Below are 16,892 nucleotides of genomic sequence, written 5' to 3' on the forward strand. Positions count from 1 at the left end.
GTGTGCGCCGCGCGGTAGTGGCTACCGTGCGGCGCACCCGTGCTGTGCGGGGCGGGACCGGGGCGGGGCCCCGGTCGCCCGGCAGGTGGGTCAGGCCTGCTTCTTGGACTTGTCGAGGACCATGACCAGGCCCGCGATGACCGCGAACAGGACGATGGGCGCCACGACGAACAGGCCGATCGTGTCGATCACGCTCAGGCCGGAACCCGGGTCGTCGCCGTCGTCGCGGGTGAGCGCGAGCGCGGGGGACGACATGAGCAGCATCATCAGCGTCGTTCCGGCGGCGACGGCGCCGGCGCGCATAGCGTTCTTCTTGTCCACGGTGCAAACGTAGCGAACGCCTACGCGGGCCGCGCGCCCGGGGGTGCCGTACGGGGCCGGACTATGCCGTAGTGGCCTCCGGATGCTCCCGGGCGGCGCGCAGGACGTCCATCAGGCGGTGCAGCCGGGGCGAGGCGGCCAGTTGTTCCAGGGTGACGGGGCGGCCCTCCGCGTCGGCGATGGGCAGCCGCCAGTTGGGGTACTGGTCCCAGGTGCCCGGCAGGTTCTGCGGGCGGCGGTCGCCGATGGTGTCGGGCAGCCACACCCCTGCCATGCGGGCGGGGGTGCGCAGCAGGAAGCGGTGGACGGCCTGGACGGCCGCCTCCTCGTCGCCGCCCTCGGGGAGCATCCCGAGCCGGGTGAGCAGGGCCAGCCACTCGGCCGTGTCGGCGCTGTCCTCCCGGAGCTCCTCGTCCAGCGGGCGGGTGAGCAGGCCGAGCCGGTGGCGCAGCGTCACGTGGTCGCCGGTCAGCCGGGCCGCGGTGGAGGGCAGGTCGTGGGTGGTGGCGGTGGCCAGGCAGTCCTCGCGCCACTGCTCGGGGGCGAGGGGGCGGCCGGTGCCCGCCCAGTCCCGCTCGAACCAGAGCACCGAGGTGCCGAGGACGCCGCGCCGGGCCAGCGCCTCGCGGACGCCGGGCTCGACCGTGCCCAGGTCCTCCCCTATGACGACGGTGCCGGCCCGGTGCGCCTCCAGGACCAGGACGGCGAGCATCGCCTCCGCGTCGTGTGCGACGTAGGTGCCCTCGGTGGGCGGGCGGCCCTCGGGCACCCACCAGAGCCGGAACAGGCCCATCACGTGGTCGATGCGCAGGGCGCCCGCGTGGGCGAGGAGGCCGCGCAGAAGTCCGCGGTAGGGGGCGTAGCCGGAGGCGGCGAGGGCGTCGGGGCGCCAGGGCGGCAGGCCCCAGTCCTGGCCGCGCGCGTTGAAGGCGTCCGGGGGCGCGCCGACGGACATGCCGTGGGCGAAGGCGTCCTGCTGGGCCCAGGTGTCGGCGCCGCCGGGGTGCACGCCGACCGCGAGGTCGTGGACGATGCCGACGGCCATCCCGGCGTCCAGGGCGGCGCGCTGGGCGTCGGCGAGCTGGGTGTCGGTCAGCCAGGCGAGCCGGCAGTGGTGGTCGACCCGGTCCAGCAGTTCGGCGCGGGCGCGGGCGGTGGCGTCGGAGCGGGGGTCGCGCAGTCCGTCGGGCCAGCTGTGCCAGTCGGGGCCGTGCACCTCGGCCAGCGCGCACCACAGGGCGTGGTCCTCCAGGGCCCGGCCCTGGGCGGCGAGGAAGTCGCAGTAGGCGGCGTGCCGGCCGGGGGTGAGGGGGACGTCGATGAGCAGGTCGAGGGCCTGCCGCTTGAGCGCCCAGACGGCGTCCCGGTCGATGAGCGCGCCCTTGTCCAGGACGGCTCCGCTCAGCTCGGCGCCCTTGCGGCGCAGCGCGTCCAGGGCGGCCGGGTCGGGGACGTGGCCGTACTCCGGGACGGACTCGATGCGCAGGTGCACCGGGTCGGGGAAGCGGCGGGAGGACGGGCGGTAGGGCGAGGGGTCGGTGGGGTCGCCGGGCACCGCCGCGTGCAGCGGGTTGATCTGGACGAAGCCGGTGCCCAGCCGGCGGCCGGACCAGGAGGCGAGGTCGGCGAGGTCACCGAGGTCGCCCATGCCCCAGGAGCGGGCGGAGAGCAGGGAGTAGAGCTGGACGAGGAAGCCGTGGCTGCGGCCGGGCGGCTGCGGGACGCGGTCCGGGGCGACGACGAGTGTGCAGGACTGCTCCTCGCCTCCCGGCGCGCGGACGGCCAGCCGGTGCACCCCGAGCGGCGGCTCGGCCCACCAGAGGGGGGCGTCCGGGGTGCCGGAGGCGGCGAGGGCGGTTGCCTCCCCGTCGGAGGCGGCGGGTGGTGCCGGGGCGCCGGGGTCGGCCGGATTCGCATCCCCGTCCGGGCGGGGCGCGGGAGCGGCGGGGCCCGCCGCGGCGGCGGCCGGGGACACGGCGCCCGCCGGAGGCACGGCGCCCCCCGGACCCGCCGGGCCTGGCTCCGCGGAGGGCACCCGCATCAGGAGCGGGGGTGTCTCGTCGGCCTCCTCCAGCCGGATGGTCAGTTCCGTGCCGGGCGGCAGCCCGGTGAGCGCGGGCGGCAGTGGTTCGCCGGACCACACCACCAGGGTGGTCGGGAGCAGCCGTGCGCGGGCCGCCGACTCGGCGGCGGCGAGCGCGCCCCGTACCGCTTCGGGCGTGGTGGCGTCGACGCCGAGCGCGCCGAGCACGGCGACGACCGTGGTCTCGGGGACGGGCTCGGTGACGCCGGTGGACGGGGAGAAGGAGGTGGCGACGCCGTGCAGTGCGGCGAGCCGGGACAAGCCCATTCAGACTCCTGGGGACTCCGGGCCCCACGCGCTGCCGGACGCGGCCGGTTCGCTGGTCAGCGGGGCGAGGACGGCGAGCGGGGGCTCGCTGGTCAGGGGGGTGGCCTCGGCGAGCGGGGGCTCGCTGGTCAGGGGTATGGCGTCGGCGAGCGGCGGTTCGCTCGTGAGCGGGCCGGGCACGGTGGTGGGGGACGCGCTGATCAGCGGGGCGGGACCGGATGCCTGTTTGGAGAGGGCGGAGAGCGGAAGCTGCGCGGTGGCGGGCATGGGGGCCTCCTGGCCGTGGAGAACAGGACAGAGACGGCCTACCCAGCGGAGACTGCCGCAGACGTAGGCGTGCTGACAACGAGTTGAACGTGCTCGGGGTCACATTCCGTTCCCGAAGGGCCGGTTGCCCGCAAGACGTTCGCCTTTTTCGGCCATTCGGCGCTGTCTTTCGCGTATCGCCCCACCCCACGCATCCCGCTCATCACACCGGTCACACCAGGCATTTCCGTACCGATCGCCTCACACATTGACACCCTCGCGCGCGAGGTGGTGGGCTCGGAGCCCACCGGTGGGATCGAGGGGAGATACAGGGATGCGGCTCAGTGGCAGGACGCGGGCGACGGCCGTGGCCGTGGCCGTGCTCGGCGGGCTGCTCTCCGCCGGGGCCCCGCCCGCACTCGCCGCTCCCCCGGACCCCACGGCCGCGTCCGCAGCGGAGCCCGGCCGCCCGGCGGCCGGCGCTCCCCCCGCCGTGTGGCCGCGCCCGCAGAGCATGAAGGCGGCCGGCCCGGCGGTCGCCCTGGGCGACGAGGTGACCCTGGTCGCGGACGCGGAGGCCGATCCGTACGCCGTGGACGCGCTGCGCACGGTCCTGCGGGACGCCGGGGTGCGGACGGTCCACGAGGCGTTGCCGGGCGCCGGGCCCGTGATCCGGCTGGGCGGCGACGGGGCGGCGGACGCGCTGCGCGCCCTGGGCGCGGCGGACCGGGCGGACCTCCCCGCGGGCGGCTACCGGCTCGCGGCCGGCCGGGTCGCGCAGCGGGACGCCGTGGCCCTGGAGGGCGTCGGCGAGGACGGGCTGTTCCACGCGGTGCAGACACTGCGCCAGCTGGTCCGGGGCGGGAAGGTCGCCGGGGTCACGGTCCGGGACTGGCCGTCCACCGGGGTGCGCGGGCTGACCGAGGGTTTCTACGGGCAGCCGTGGAGCCAGGAGGACCGGCTCGCGCAGATCGACTTCCTGGGGCGCACCAAGCAGAACCGCTATCTCTACGCGGCGGGGGACGACCCGTACCGGCAGGCCCGTTGGCGCGATCCGTACCCGGCGGGGCGGCGCGCCGAGTTCCGCGCGCTGGCCGAGCGGGCCGCGGCCGCGCATGTGACGCTCGGCTGGGCGGTGGCCCCGGGCCAGTCCATGTGTCTGTCGTCGAACCGCGATCCGAAGGCGCTGAACCGGAAGATCGACGAGATGTGGGAGCTGGGGGTGCGGGCCTTCCAGCTGCAGTTCCAGGACGTGAGCTACAGCGAGTGGCACTGCGCGGCCGACGCGGACACCTTCGGCAGCGGCGCCGAGGCGGCCGCCCGCGCCCAGGCGCGCCTCGTGAACGGCGTGGCCCGGCACCTGGCGGAGCGCCACCCGGGCGCGCGGCCGCTGTCGGTGATGCCGACGGAGTTCTACCAGGACGGCGCCACGGAGTACCGCACGGCGCTCGCCGGGGAGCTGACGGACGGCGTCGAGGTCGCCTGGACGGGCGTCGGGGTCGTGCCGAAGACCATCACCGGCGCCGAACTGGCGCAGGCGCGTGCCGCGTTCGGGCATCCGCTGGTGACCATGGACAACTACCCGGTCAACGACTACGCCCAGGACCGGATCTTCCTCGGCCCGTACACCGGCCGGGACCCGGCGGTCGCGGCCGACTCGGCGGCGCTGCTGGCCAATGCGATGGAGCAGCCCGCCGCCTCCCGCATCCCGCTGTTCACGGCAGCCGACTTCGCGTGGAACCCGAAGGGCTACGACCCCGGCGCGTCCTGGGAGGCCGCCATCGACGACCTCGCGGGCTCCGGCGGCAGTGGCAGCGGCGGCGCGCTGCGGGCGCTGGCGGGCAACAGCGCGGGCTCCGTGCTGGGGGGCACCGAGTCCGCGTATCTGCGGCCGCTGATCGCCGCGTTCTGGAAGGCGTACGCGGGCGCCGACGCCGAGGCACTCGACACGGCGGCGGACCGGCTGCGGGCCGCGTTCGGCGACATGCGCGAGGCCCCGGCACGGCTCGCGGGCGTGGCCGGGGGCCGGCTCGGCGACGAGGTCCGGCCGTGGACCGCGCAGCTGTCCCGCTACGGCCGGGCGGGCGAGCTGGCCGTCGATCTGCTGCGTGCCCAGGCCCGCGGCGACGGGGCCGCCGCGTGGCGGGCCTCGCTGGCGCTGGAGCCGGTCCGCGAGGAGATCGCGGCGGGCGGGGCGACGGTCGGCGAGGGCGTGCTCGGCCCGTTCCTCGACCGGACCCGCAAGGAGGCCCGCTCCTGGACCGGCACGGACCGGCAGGGCGGCAAGGCGGCCGAGGCCCCGGGCAGCTATACGGTGCGGCTGGACCGGGCCCGCCCGCTGGAGGCCGTCACCGCGACGACCCTGCCGGACGCCGGGGCGGCGGCGGGCGCGACGGTCCAGGCCCATGTGCCGGGCGAGGGCTGGCGCGCGCTCGGCCCGTTGTCGGCGAGCGGCTGGACCCAGGCGGCGGGCCGGGGGGTGCGAGCGGACGCGGTCCGGATCAGCTGGCCGGCCGCGACCCCGGTGGTGGCCGGAGCACCGTCCTTGGTCATCCCGCCGCTGGCCGGCGCGCCCGTCGCGGCGGGGGCCGCCCCCGACGTGCGCTCCCTGGTGCCGTGGTTCGGGGACGAGCCCGCCGCCCGGCTGGACCTGGCACGCGGGGAGACGGACGCCGTGATCGGCGGCGGGCCGCAGGAGGTCCGGGCCCGGCTGTCCGGACGCCGCCCGGCCCAGGTGCACGGCAGGCTGACCGCGAAGGCGCCCGAGGGCATCGAGGTGCGGGTGCCGAAGCGTACGACCGTGCCGCGCGGGACGCGGACCGAGGTGCCGGTGGAGATCACCGTGCCGGCGGACACCCCGGCCGGGGAGTACGAGGTGCCGTTCGCCTTCGGTGACGAGGAGACCACCCTGACCGTCCGGGCCTACCCGCGCACCGCCGGGCCCGACCTGCTGCGCGGGGCCACCGCCTCCTCGTCGGGCGACGAGACCGACGGTTTCCCGGCGTCCGCCGCGTCCGACGGCGACCCGGGGACCCGCTGGTCCTCACCGGCCGAGGACGGGGCGTGGTGGCAGGCCGAACTGCCCGCCCCGGTCCGGCTGGGCAAGGTGGTGCTGGACTGGCAGGACGCGTACGCCTCCCGCTACCGCGTCCAGGTGTCCGCCGACGGCCGCACCTGGCGCACCGCCGCGACCGTCCGCGAGGGCGCGGGCGGCCACGAGTCGGTGCGGATGGACGCGAAGGACACCCGGTTCATCCGCGTCCGGGGCGACGAGCGGGCCACCGAGTACGGCATCTCGCTCTGGTCGGTCAAGGCGTACGCGGTGGCCGGGGACGGCTGACCGGCCCGTGCCGGGGCGCGGCCGGCCGCAGCCGGGGCGCGGCGCACCGGCCCCGGAGACGACGCGGGCCCGGTCTCAGGCTGAGATGCCGTCGATCCGGGCCATCGCGTCGTCCGCGCCGAACGGTTGCAGATAGGGCAGCCAGCGCGGGTCGCGGTGGCCCGTGCCGATGATCCGCCAGGCGAGCCCGGTCGGCGGGGCGGGCTGCTGGTGCAGCCGCCAGCCGAGTTCGGGCAGATGGCGGTCGGCCTTGACGTGGTTGCAGCGGCGGCAGGCCGCCACCACGTTGTCCCAGGCGTGCTGCCCGCCCCGGCTGCGCGGGATGACGTGGTCGACGCTGGTCGCGGCGGCCCCGCAGTACATGCAGCGCCCGCCGTCCCTGGCGAACAGGGCCCGCCGGGTCAGCGGCACGGGGCCCCGGTAGGGAACCCGCACGAAGCGCTTGAGACGGACGACACTGGGGGCCGGGACGGCCCGGGTGGCACTGTGCATGAAGGCGCCGGACTCCTCGAGGCATATGGCCTTGTTCTCGAGGACGAGGACGAGCGCGCGGCGGAGCGGTACGACGCCGAGCGGCTCGTACGACGCGTTGAGAACCAGGACATGCGGCACGGATGCCTCCTTGTACGCCGGCGGCGCGTGGCTCGCGCCGGGACGATCTCCGCTCTCAGTCTCCCCTCACGCCTGGTCGTAGCGCCACCACGTGCGGGTAACGGGCCGGAAGGAATTTTTCCGGTGCCGGGCCGGGACCGGGGCTGTCCGGGGCGTGCCGGGTCCTTATCCGTTCCGTATCCCCGGGTGAGCCGTGTCTCTCCCCCCGTTCACGGCAACGGAGCACGGGCGATGCCCCGTTAGTGTGGTTGTTCAGCGCTCTTCCGCTCAGCGCTCGCCCCCTGGAGGTTTAGCCGTGCTCCTGTCCGCCCTGTTGGCCGCAGCCCCGTCACCGGAGCCCGGCGGCTCGCTGGACGAAGCCGCGAAGCAGGCCGGCGACGCCGCGGGCTGGGTGGAGGAGAACTGGTCCACCTGGCTGAACACCGGTCTGCGGATCATCCTCATCGCCGCGATCGCGGTGGTCCTGCGCATCGCGGTCCGCCGCGCCCTGACCAAGCTCATAGAACGGATGAACCGCAGCGCCCAGGCGGTCGAGGGGACCGCTCTCGGCGGCCTCCTGGTCAACGCGGAGCGCCGCCGCCAGCGCTCGGAGGCGATCGGCTCGGTGCTCCGCTCGGTGGCCTCGTTCCTGATCCTGGGCACCGCGGCGCTGATGATCCTGGGCGCGTTCCAGATCAATCTGGCCCCGCTGCTCGCCTCCGCCGGGGTCGCCGGGGTCGCGCTCGGCTTCGGCGCCCGCAACCTGGTCACCGACTTCCTGTCCGGGGTCTTCATGATCCTGGAGGACCAGTACGGCGTGGGCGACCAGATCGACGCGGGCGTCGCCTCCGGCGAGGTCATCGAGGTCGGTCTGCGCGTCACCAAGCTGCGCGGTGAGAACGGCGCGATCTGGTACGTCCGCAACGGCGAGGTCAAGCGGATCGGCAACCTCAGCCAGGGCTGGTCCACGGCCGGCGTCGATGTGCAGGTGCGGCCCACGGAGGACCTGGAGAAGATCCGCGCGGTGATCACCGAGGCCGCCCAGGAGATGGCCAAGGACGACCCCTGGACCGAGCGCCTGTGGGGCCCGGTGGAGGTCCTGGGCCTGGACACGGTGCTGCTGGACTCGATGACGGTACGGGTGAGCGCGAAGACCATGCCGGGCCAGGCGCTCGGCGTGGAGCGCGAGCTGCGCTGGCGCATCAAGGTGGCCCTGGACGCGGCCGGCATCAGCATGGTGGCGGGCGCGCCGGAGGAGGCCCCGGAGGCCGCCGACCCCACGGCCGGTATGGCCGCCCCCTCGGCGTACGCCTCGGCGACCTCCCCGCAGTCCCTGGCGACGACCCCGATCCCGCCGCCGAGCACCACGAAGTAGCCCTCCCGGCCGGGGACCCGCGCGGTCCCCGGCCGGTGTCGTTTCCGGCCGGGTAACGCTTTGGCCGCCACCGGCGGCCAGGTCATTGACGTCCGGACGGTGCGGGCCCTACCTTCCTCTCATCAGATAGGAAACTTTCCTAACAGAGAGGCGGGTGCAGTGCTCATGGCCGGAACCACGCCGGGCACCCCCAGCGTTCTGCGCGCCATGAACGACCGCGCCGCCCTCGATCTGCTCCTGGAGCACGGCCCCCTCTCGCGGACCCGGATCGGGAAGCTGACCGGCCTGTCCAAGCCCACCGCCTCCCAGCTGCTGGCCCGCCTCGAAGCGGCCGGGCTCGTCGTGGCCACCGGGACCGCGGCCGGCCGCCCCGGGCCGAACGCCCAGCTGTACGCCGTCAACGCCTCGGCCGCCCATGTCGCCGGGCTCGACGTGAACGCCCACCGGATCGTCGCGGCCGTCGCCGATGTGACCGGCGAGACGGTCGGGGAGTTCGAGCTGCGGACGCCCGGCCGGCGCGCCGACAGCGTGGTGCGGCAGGTGACCGGGGCGCTCGACGGGGCGGTCGCGGACGCCGGGCTGGCCAGGGCCGACGTGCACCGGGTGGTCATCGGCACGCCGGGCGCCTTCGACCCGAACACGGGCCGGCTGCGCTACGCCTCGCACCTGCCCGGCTGGCACTCCCCCACCCTGCTGGACGAGCTGGCGGCCGTGCTGCCGATGCCCGTCGAGTACGAGAACGACGTGAACCTCGTCGCCGTGGCCGAGCAGCGGCGCGGCGCGGCCCGCGGCCACGACGACTTCGTCCTGCTGTGGAACGAGGAGGGCCTGGGCGCCGCACTCGTCATCAACGGCAGGCTGCACCGGGGCTTCACCGGGGGCGCCGGCGAGGTCGGCTTCCTGCCGGTGCCGGGGGCGCCGCTGGTCCGCCAGGTCGCCAAGGCGAACGCGGGCGGTTTCCAGGAGCTGGCGGGCGCCCAGGTGCTCGCGCGACTGGCCCGGGAACTCGGCATCGCCGACGAGGTGGCGCCCGGCTCCGGCCCCCACCACGAGACCGCCGCCGCCCTGGTCGGCCGGGCCGCCGAAGCGGTGGAGGAGGAGGGCGGGGCCGGGCCGTACGGCCGGCTGCTCGACCGGTTCGCCACCGGCCTCGCGACCGGCCTCGCCTCCCTGGTCGCGGTCCTGGACCCGGAGCTCGTCGTGCTCTCCGGCGAGCTGTTCTCGCGCGGCGGGGAGCAGCTGCGCGGCCGGGTCGCCGCCGAGCTGGCCGAGCTCGCCGCGGCCAGGCCCCGGCTGCTCGCCGGGGACGTCACCCACCGGCCCGTTCTGCGCGGCGCGCTGGAGAGCGCGCTCGCCACCACCCGCGACGAAGTGTTCGACACCTCGCGCTGATCCTCGCCCCACCGCTTTCCCGTACACGTCCCGTCCTTCCCCGCCCGCCCCTTCACCGGGAGACCTCACCATGTCCAAAAACCGCCGGAAGCCGGCCGTCGCACTCGCCGCGACCGCCGCGATAGCCCTGTTCGCCTCCGCCTGTACCGGGCAGAGCGGCTCGGGGGCCCACGATGACGCGTCCAAGGAGACGGCCATCACCTTCTGGCACGGCTGGAGCGCGCCGGGCGAGGTGAAGGCGATCGAGGCCACGATCGCCGCGTTCGAGAAGGCGCACCCCAACATCCATGTGAAGGCCGTCGGCAACATGACCGACGACAAGATCAACCAGGCGCTGCGGGCCGGCGGGTCCAAGGCCCCGGACGTGGTCTCCTCCTTCACCACGAACAACGTGGGCAAGTTCTGCTCCTCGAAGGCGTTCGTCGATCTCAACCCGTTCCTGAAGAAGGACGGCATCGACCCGGAGGCCACCTTCCCGAAGGCGATGAACGAGTACACCCAGTTCGACGGGGTGCGCTGCACGGTCCCGCTGCTGGGCGACGCGTACGGGCTGTACTACAACAAGGACGCCTTCGAGAAGGCCGGGATCGCGAACCCCCCGAAGACGTGGTCGGAGTTCGCGGCCGACGCGAAGAAGCTGACGAAGACCAAGGGCGACTCGTACGAGCAGCTGGGCTTCATGCCGAACTACCACGGCTACGAGTCGACGACCGAGCACTACCTCGGTGGCTGGAACCCCACCTACTTCGACGCGGACGGCAGGTCGAACATCGCGAAGGACCCGGCGTTCGCCGCGATGCTCACCCGCCAGAAGAAGCTGGTCGACTCGCTCGGCGGCTACGCGAAGCTGGAGAGGTTCCGTACCGGCTTCGGTGACGAGTGGGGCGCCGAGCACCCGTTCCACACCGGCCAGGTGGCCATGCAGCTGGACGGCGAGTGGCGGCTCGGCATGGCCGAGGACAGCAAGCCGGGGTTCGAGATCGGCGTGGCCCCGATGCCCGTCGCGGACGACGAGGCCGACACCTACGGCAAGGGCTATCTGACCGGGACCATCGCGGGCATCGCCTCGACCTCCGGCAAGCAGAACGCCGCCTGGGAGCTGGTCAAGTTCATGACGACCGACACCGACGCGGTCGTGAACTTCGCCAACGCCATCCACAACGTGCCCTCCACGCTGGCCGCACTGAAGTCGCCGAAGCTGACGTACGACCCGCGCTTCAAGACCTTCCTGGACATCGCGGCGAACCCGAAGTCCACCACCACCCCGCCCTCGGTGAACGGCGGCGCGTACCTGGTGTCCCTGCAGAACCTCGGCTACGACGTCGAGAAGGGCGGGCAGAAGGACATCGAGGCGGGCCTGGAGAAGACCGCCGAGGAGATCGACGCGGCGATCGCCCAGGCGAAGTAGAGCCGGCGCGATGAGCACGTACACACTCCGTTCGAAGCGCCGCAGGTCGGCGCTTCGGACAGCGGCCTTCATGTCGCCGTGGCTGATCGGGTTCTGCGTCTTCTTCGCCTACCCGCTGATCTCCACGCTCTACTTCTCCTTCACCAGCTACGACGGTTTCGCCGCCCCCGAGTTCAGCGGGCTGAAGAACTGGTCGTACGTCTTCCACGACTACCCGCTGTTCTGGCCGGCGCTGCGCAACACGCTGTGGCTGGTCGTGGTGATGGTGGCCTGCCGGGTGGTGTTCGGACTCGGTGTCGGGCTGCTGATCACCAGGATCAGGACGGGGACCGGGGTCTTCCGGACGCTGTTCTACCTGCCCTACCTGGCCCCGCCGGTCGCGGCCACGCTGGGCTTCGTCTTCCTGCTCAACCCCGGGACCGGGCCGGTCGACTCGGTCCTCGGCGACCTCGGCATGGGCACGCCCGGCTGGTTCACCGACGCCACCTGGTCCAAGCCCGCGCTGACCGCGCTCGCGGTGTGGGGGGTGGGCGACCTGATGGTGATCTTCATGGCCGCGCTGCTCGACGTACCGAAGGAGCAGTACGAGGCGGCGGAGCTGGACGGGGCGAGCGCGTACCACCGGTTCCGCTACGTCACGCTGCCGAACATCTCGCCGATCATCATGTTCGCCGTGGTCACCGGCATCATCCAGACGATGCAGTACTACACCCAGCCCCTGGTGGCGGGGAAGGTCGCCTCCGGGGTCATGGGCGGCTCGGGCCAGCAGTTCGAACCGGGCTATCCCGACAAGTCGACACTGACGCTTCCGCAGCTGGTCTACAACCTCGGTTTCCAGCGCTTCGACTACGGCTCCGCCTGTGTGGTCGCGCTCGTACTCTTCGTCCTCGCCATGGCGTTCACCGCCCTGCTGATGCGGCGCCGCAGCGGACTGATCCAGGCAGGTGAGTGACATGGCGCAGGTCCTCGACACCCCGGCGACGGCGGTCCCGGCGGGCGAGCCCGTCTCCCCCGCCCGGCGCGTCGCACGCCGCAAGGCGCTGCTGCACTGGATCGCCGTCCACGCGCTCGGCGTGGCGGCCGCCCTCTTCTTCGTGCTGCCGTTCGTCTTCCTCGTGCTCACCTCGCTGATGAGCGACCAGCAGGCCCTCACCCGGGACCTGTGGCCGCACCCCTTCGAGTGGGCCAACTACCAGAGGGTGTTCGCCACCCCGGGCTTCCTGACCTGGTGGAAGAACACCCTGCTGTACGCGGGTCTGGGCACCGTCCTCACCGTGGTGTCCTCGCTGCCCGTGGCGTACGCGCTCGCCAAGTTCCGCTTCCGCGGCCGGCGTCTGTCGCTGATGCTCGTCATCTCGATGATGATGCTGCCGCCGCAGGTCGTGGTCATCCCGATGTACCTGTTCTGGGCCAAGCAGCTGGACCTGTCCGGGACGCTGTGGCCGCTGATCGTCCCGATGGCCTTCGGTGACGCGTTCTCCATCTTCCTGCTGCGGCAGTTCCTGCTGACCATCCCCGACGAGTACCTCGACGCGGCGAAGGTCGACGGCTGCGGCGAACTGCGCGCCCTGCTGCGCGTGGTGGTGCCGATGGCCAGGCCGGGGATCGCCGCCGTCGCCCTCTTCCAGTTCTTCTACGCCTGGAACGACTACTTCGGCCCGCAGATCTACGCCTCCGAGAACCCGGGTGCGTGGACACTGAGTTACGGACTGGAGTCCTTCAAGGGCGCGCACCACACCGACTGGAACCTGACCATGGCCGCGACCGTTCTGGTCATGGCCCCTGTGATCGTCGTCTTCTTCTTCGCACAGAAGGCCTTTGTCGAGGGCGTCACACTGACCGGAGTAAAGGGCTGAACCATGAAGCTCGCTGTAGTGGGTGGCGGGTCCACCTACACCCCCGAACTGATCGACGGATTCGCCCGGCTGCGTGACACGCTGCCGGTCGAGGAGCTGGTCCTCGTCGACCCGGCCGCCGACCGGCTCGACCTCGTGGGCGGCCTCGCCCGGCGGATCTTCGCCAAGCAGGGCCACCCGGGGCGCATCGTCACCACCTCGGACGTCGACGCGGGCGTCGCCGGAGCCGACGCCGTCCTGCTCCAGCTGCGCGTCGGCGGCCAGGCGGCCCGCGACCAGGACGAGACCTGGCCGCTGGAGTGCGGCTGCGTCGGCCAGGAGACCACCGGGGCCGGCGGCCTCGCCAAGGCCCTGCGCACCGTCCCGGTCGTCCTGGACATCGCCGAGCGGGTCCGGCGCACCAACCCGGACGCCTGGATCATCGACTTCACCAACCCGGTCGGCATCGTCACCCGGGCGCTCCTCCGGGCCGGCCACAAGGCCGTCGGCCTGTGCAACGTGGCGATCGGCTTCCAGCGCAAGTTCGCGGCGCTGCTCGACGTGGCCCCCGGCGAGGTGCACCTGGACCACGTCGGGCTGAACCACCTGAGCTGGGAGCTCGGGGTGCGCCTCGGCGGCCCCCGGGGGGAGGACGTGCTGCCGCGGCTGATCGCCGAGCACGGCGACGCCATCGCGGCCGACCTGCACATGCCGCGCGCGATCGTGGACCGGCTCGGCGTCGTCCCCTCGTACTACCTGCGGTACTTCTACGCGCACGACGAGGTCGTACGCGAGCTCGGCACCAAGCCCTCCCGGGCGGCCCAGGTCGCCGCCATGGAGAAGGAGCTCCTGGCGATGTACGGCGATCCGGCGCTGGACGAGAAGCCCGCGCTGCTCGCCAAGCGCGGCGGCGCCTTCTACTCGGAGGCGGCCGTGGACCTGGCGGCGGCGCTGCTGGGCGGCGGCGGTTCGGCGCACCAGGTGGTCAACACGTACAACAACGGCACGCTGCCGTTCCTGCCGGACGACGCGGTCATCGAGGTGCAGGCGAAGGTCGACGGCTCGGGCGCGACGCCGCTCGCGGTGCCGGCCCTGGACCCGCTGTACGCGGGGCTGATCGCCAACGTCACGGCATACGAGGACCTGGCGCTGGAGGCCGCCCTGCGCGGCGGCCGGGACCGGGTGTTCAAGGCGCTGCTCGCCCACCCCCTGATCGGCCAGTTCGAGTACGCCGAGGCGCTCACCGACAAGCTGATCGCGCACAACCGGGAGCACCTCGCGTGGGCGTGAACGGTTCGGTCCTCGCGATCGACGCGGGGAACAGCAAGACCGATGTGGCACTCGTCGGTGCGGACGGCACGGTGCTGGCCACGGCCAGGGGCGGCGGGTTCCAGCCGCCGCGGGTCGGTGTGGAGCCGGCCGTCGACGTGCTCGGCGCGGCGGTGGAGCGGGCGTTCGCCGAGGCCGGTGCGGACGCCGGGCAGGTCGCCCATGTGTCCGCCTGCCTCGCCAACGCGGATCTGCCGGTCGAGGAGGAGCAGCTGACCGCGGCGCTGGCCGCGCGTGGCTGGGGCCGTACGGTCGAGGTCCGCAACGACACCTTCGCGATCCTGCGGGCCGGGATCGACGAGCCGCGCGGCGTGGCCGTGGTGTGCGGGGCGGGGATCAACTGCGTCGGCATGGTCCCGGACGGGCGCACCGCGCGCTTCCCCGCGATCGGCCGGATATCCGGTGACTGGGGCGGCGGTTCGGGCCTGTCCGAGGAGGCGATGTGGTTCGCCGCGCGCGCCGAGGACGGGCGGGGCGAGCCGACCGAGCTGGCCCGGGCGCTCCCCGCGCACTTCGGGCTCGACTCGATGTACGCGCTGATCGAGGCGCTGCACCTGGGCCGCATCGCGCCGGGGCGCCGGCACGAGCTGGCCCCGGTGCTCTTCGCGACGAGCGCGGCGGGCGACCCGGTGGCGCGGGCCCTGGTGGACCGGCTGGCCGAGGAGGTCGTGGCGCTGGCCTCGGTCGCGCTGGCCCGGCTCGGACTGCTCGGCGAGGAGACGCCGGTGCTGCTGGGCGGCAGCGTACTGGCGGCGCGCCACCCGCGGTTGGACGAGCGGATCGCCGGACTCCTCGCGGCGCGGGCCCCGAAGGCCGTGGTGCGGGTGGTGCGGGAGTCCCCGGTGCTGGGCGCCGGGCTCCTGGGCCTGGACCACACGGGCGCGGCGCCGGCCGTGCACGCCAGGCTGCGGGCGCAGTACGCCTGAGGCGGTGTCCGGGCCGGGCCTGACGGGCCGGCAGGACCCCGCGGACCCGGCCTGCCGCCGGGGCGTCAGGGGCGTCCCGCGACCTGCGGGTCGCGGGGCGCCTTTCGCGTACGGGAACCGATCGGGCGCCCCGGACGTGTTGATGGTGGGGGGACGGTCCGGTGGGGGATCGTGCCGTTCGCCCTTGATCAACGGTGCCTGTTCTTGATCGAATGCCGTTGACCGCGGCCGGTCGCGGTCGGCCACCGCGTGGTCCGGTGCCCGATCCAGACGTTCTGGATGTGTGTGCCGGTCCCTGCGGCCATACTTCTGGCCGGGTACCAGTCCCCCGATCGGCCGGGGGGCGGGCCGCCGTCAGTGACCGAGGGGGAGGTCAAGTGACACACCCGCCGAGTGTGCGCCCGGCGCCGTACCGCGCACCGGAGCAGCCGCCTGCGCCGGCGGCCGTACCCGTGCCGCCGCAGCCGAGCGCCCGCGCCGCCGTGGCCGGGCGGCTGCGTGCCGCGGCGACCACCGAACCGGGCCGCCTCCAGATCATCGGGGCCGTCCTGGCCCTGCTGGTCCTCGCGTTCGGGGCGGTGACGGCGGCCGAGATCAGCGGGCGGGCGGCCTCGGCCGACGACGTGGTGGAGCGCAGCCAGCCGCTCAGCGTGGACGCGGCGGGCATCTACCGCTCACTGGCCGACGCGGACGCGGCGGCGGCGAGCGGCTTCCTGGCCGGGCCGCAGGAGCCGCGCGCGGTGCACGAGCAGTATGTGAAGGACATCGAGGAGGCGGCCCGGCTGCTGGTGACGGCCGCGGCGAACACGGAAGCGGCCACGGCGTCCGGCCGTGAGATCACCACGCTCAACAAGGGCCTTCCGCGCTACGCGGGCCTGATCGAGCGGGCCCGCGCCGCCAACCGGCAGGGACTCCCGCTCGGCGGCGCCTACCTCCGGTACGCGAACCAGCAGATGTCCGGCGAGCTGCTGCCCGCCGCCGAGCGGCTGTACACGGCGGAGACCGGCCGGCTCGGCCGGGACCACGGCTCCGCACGGGCCCGGCCGTTGTTCTCGCTGGGCGTCGGAGTCGTCGCGCTGGTGGTGCTCGTGTGGGCGCAGCGGCGCAACTACCGCCGGACGAACCGGGTGTTCAACCAGGGCCTGGTGGCCGCGACGGCCGCGACGACGGTGCTGCTGCTGTGGCTGGCGGTGGGACACACGGTGGCCAGGGCCGACCTGGCGGCGGCCGATTCGCACGGGCAGCGGTCCATGGACGTGCTCCACCGGGCGCGCATCGACTCGCTGAAGGCGCGCGCCGACGAGAACCTCACGGTGGTCGCCCGGGGCGCGGTGCTCACCGCGGACGGCAAGGACGACAAGTACGAGACGGACTACACCGCGGGCATGAAGGCGCTCGGCGAGGAGCTGGCCGCGGCGGCGAAGCTCGCCGACGAGACCGGGGACACCGAGGGCGGCAAGCCGGTCGCCGCGGCCTCCGAGGCGGTCGCGGAGTGGCAGGGCCGTCACAGGACCGCCCGGAAGACCGACGACGCCGGTGACTACGAATCCGCCCTGGAGCAGATCATCGGTCAGGAGAACTCCACGGGCGAGTCCTTCAAGAAGGTGGACGACGCGCTGCGCGAGGCCCTCGCGCACGAGCAGAGCGACTTCACCCGGGCCGCGCGGGACGGCCGCGACGCCCTGGACGGCCTGCCCGTCGGCGCGGCGGTGCTGGCCGCGCTCGGCGCGGTCGCGGCGATCATCGGGGTCAACCGCAGGCTCTCGGAGTTCCGGTGAC

Annotated in this window: 13 protein-coding genes; 9 read left to right on the plus strand and 4 right to left on the minus strand. The window is 73.9% G+C overall.

Annotation, left to right across the window (positions count from 1 at the left end):
* Positions 1–90: 90 nt before the first annotated feature.
* The 3 genes from ABZ564_RS02480 to ABZ564_RS02490 form a co-directional block, all read right to left on the minus strand.
* Positions 91–321, minus strand: coding sequence for a hypothetical protein (locus tag ABZ564_RS02480; protein ID WP_360848187.1), 231 nt, complete (start codon positions 319–321; stop codon positions 91–93).
* 61 nt (positions 322–382) lie between these two features.
* Complete coding sequence (gene malQ, locus ABZ564_RS02485; protein WP_360848190.1) at positions 383–2,671, minus strand: 4-alpha-glucanotransferase; 2,289 nt, start codon at positions 2,669–2,671, stop codon at positions 383–385.
* On the minus strand, positions 2,672–2,938 hold the full coding sequence (locus tag ABZ564_RS02490; RefSeq protein ID WP_360848193.1) for a hypothetical protein: 267 nt from the start codon (positions 2,936–2,938) through the stop codon (positions 2,672–2,674).
* Between the two features lie 313 nt (positions 2,939–3,251).
* Between ABZ564_RS02490 and ABZ564_RS02495 the strand changes: the two genes are divergently transcribed.
* Entirely contained in the window at positions 3,252–6,257 is a 3,006-nt protein-coding gene (locus ABZ564_RS02495; protein ID WP_360848196.1) for a beta-N-acetylglucosaminidase domain-containing protein, read from the plus strand.
* A gap of 75 nt (positions 6,258–6,332) precedes the next feature.
* On the opposite strand, the gene ABZ564_RS02500 is transcribed toward ABZ564_RS02495, so the two are convergent.
* Entirely contained in the window at positions 6,333–6,869 is a 537-nt protein-coding gene (locus tag ABZ564_RS02500; protein ID WP_018552807.1) for an HNH endonuclease, read from the minus strand.
* A gap of 295 nt (positions 6,870–7,164) precedes the next feature.
* Between ABZ564_RS02500 and ABZ564_RS02505 the strand changes: the two genes are divergently transcribed.
* From ABZ564_RS02505 to ABZ564_RS02540, 8 genes are all read left to right on the plus strand, one after another.
* Positions 7,165–8,223, plus strand: coding sequence for a mechanosensitive ion channel family protein (locus ABZ564_RS02505; protein ID WP_360848199.1), 1,059 nt, complete (start codon positions 7,165–7,167; stop codon positions 8,221–8,223).
* 165 nt (positions 8,224–8,388) lie between these two features.
* On the plus strand, positions 8,389–9,615 hold the full coding sequence (locus tag ABZ564_RS02510; RefSeq protein WP_360848202.1) for an ROK family transcriptional regulator: 1,227 nt from the start codon (positions 8,389–8,391) through the stop codon (positions 9,613–9,615).
* Positions 9,616–9,685: 70 nt separating this feature from the next.
* A complete protein-coding gene (locus tag ABZ564_RS02515; RefSeq protein ID WP_360848205.1) occupies positions 9,686–11,023 on the plus strand; it encodes an ABC transporter substrate-binding protein in 1,338 nt (445 codons plus the stop codon).
* Positions 11,024–11,033: 10 nt separating this feature from the next.
* Entirely contained in the window at positions 11,034–11,975 is a 942-nt protein-coding gene (locus ABZ564_RS02520; protein WP_360848208.1) for a sugar ABC transporter permease, read from the plus strand.
* 1 nt (position 11,976) lies between these two features.
* On the plus strand, positions 11,977–12,879 hold the full coding sequence (locus ABZ564_RS02525; protein ID WP_360848211.1) for a carbohydrate ABC transporter permease: 903 nt from the start codon (positions 11,977–11,979) through the stop codon (positions 12,877–12,879).
* Between the two features lie 3 nt (positions 12,880–12,882).
* Complete coding sequence (locus tag ABZ564_RS02530; protein ID WP_360848214.1) at positions 12,883–14,148, plus strand: 6-phospho-beta-glucosidase; 1,266 nt, start codon at positions 12,883–12,885, stop codon at positions 14,146–14,148.
* A complete protein-coding gene (locus ABZ564_RS02535) occupies positions 14,139–15,113 on the plus strand; it encodes a BadF/BadG/BcrA/BcrD ATPase family protein (protein ID WP_360848217.1) in 975 nt (324 codons plus the stop codon). The genes ABZ564_RS02530 and ABZ564_RS02535 overlap by 10 nt, the downstream gene beginning before the upstream one ends.
* A gap of 452 nt (positions 15,114–15,565) precedes the next feature.
* The gene (locus tag ABZ564_RS02540; RefSeq protein WP_360848301.1) at positions 15,566–16,891 is read left to right on the plus strand and encodes a hypothetical protein; all 1,326 of its coding nucleotides are present in this window, start codon (positions 15,566–15,568) and stop codon (positions 16,889–16,891) included.
* Position 16,892: the final 1 nt, after the last annotated feature.

Source organism: Streptomyces sp. NPDC019224 (assembly GCF_040632605.1).
GTDB lineage: Bacteria > Actinomycetota > Actinomycetes > Streptomycetales > Streptomycetaceae > Streptomyces.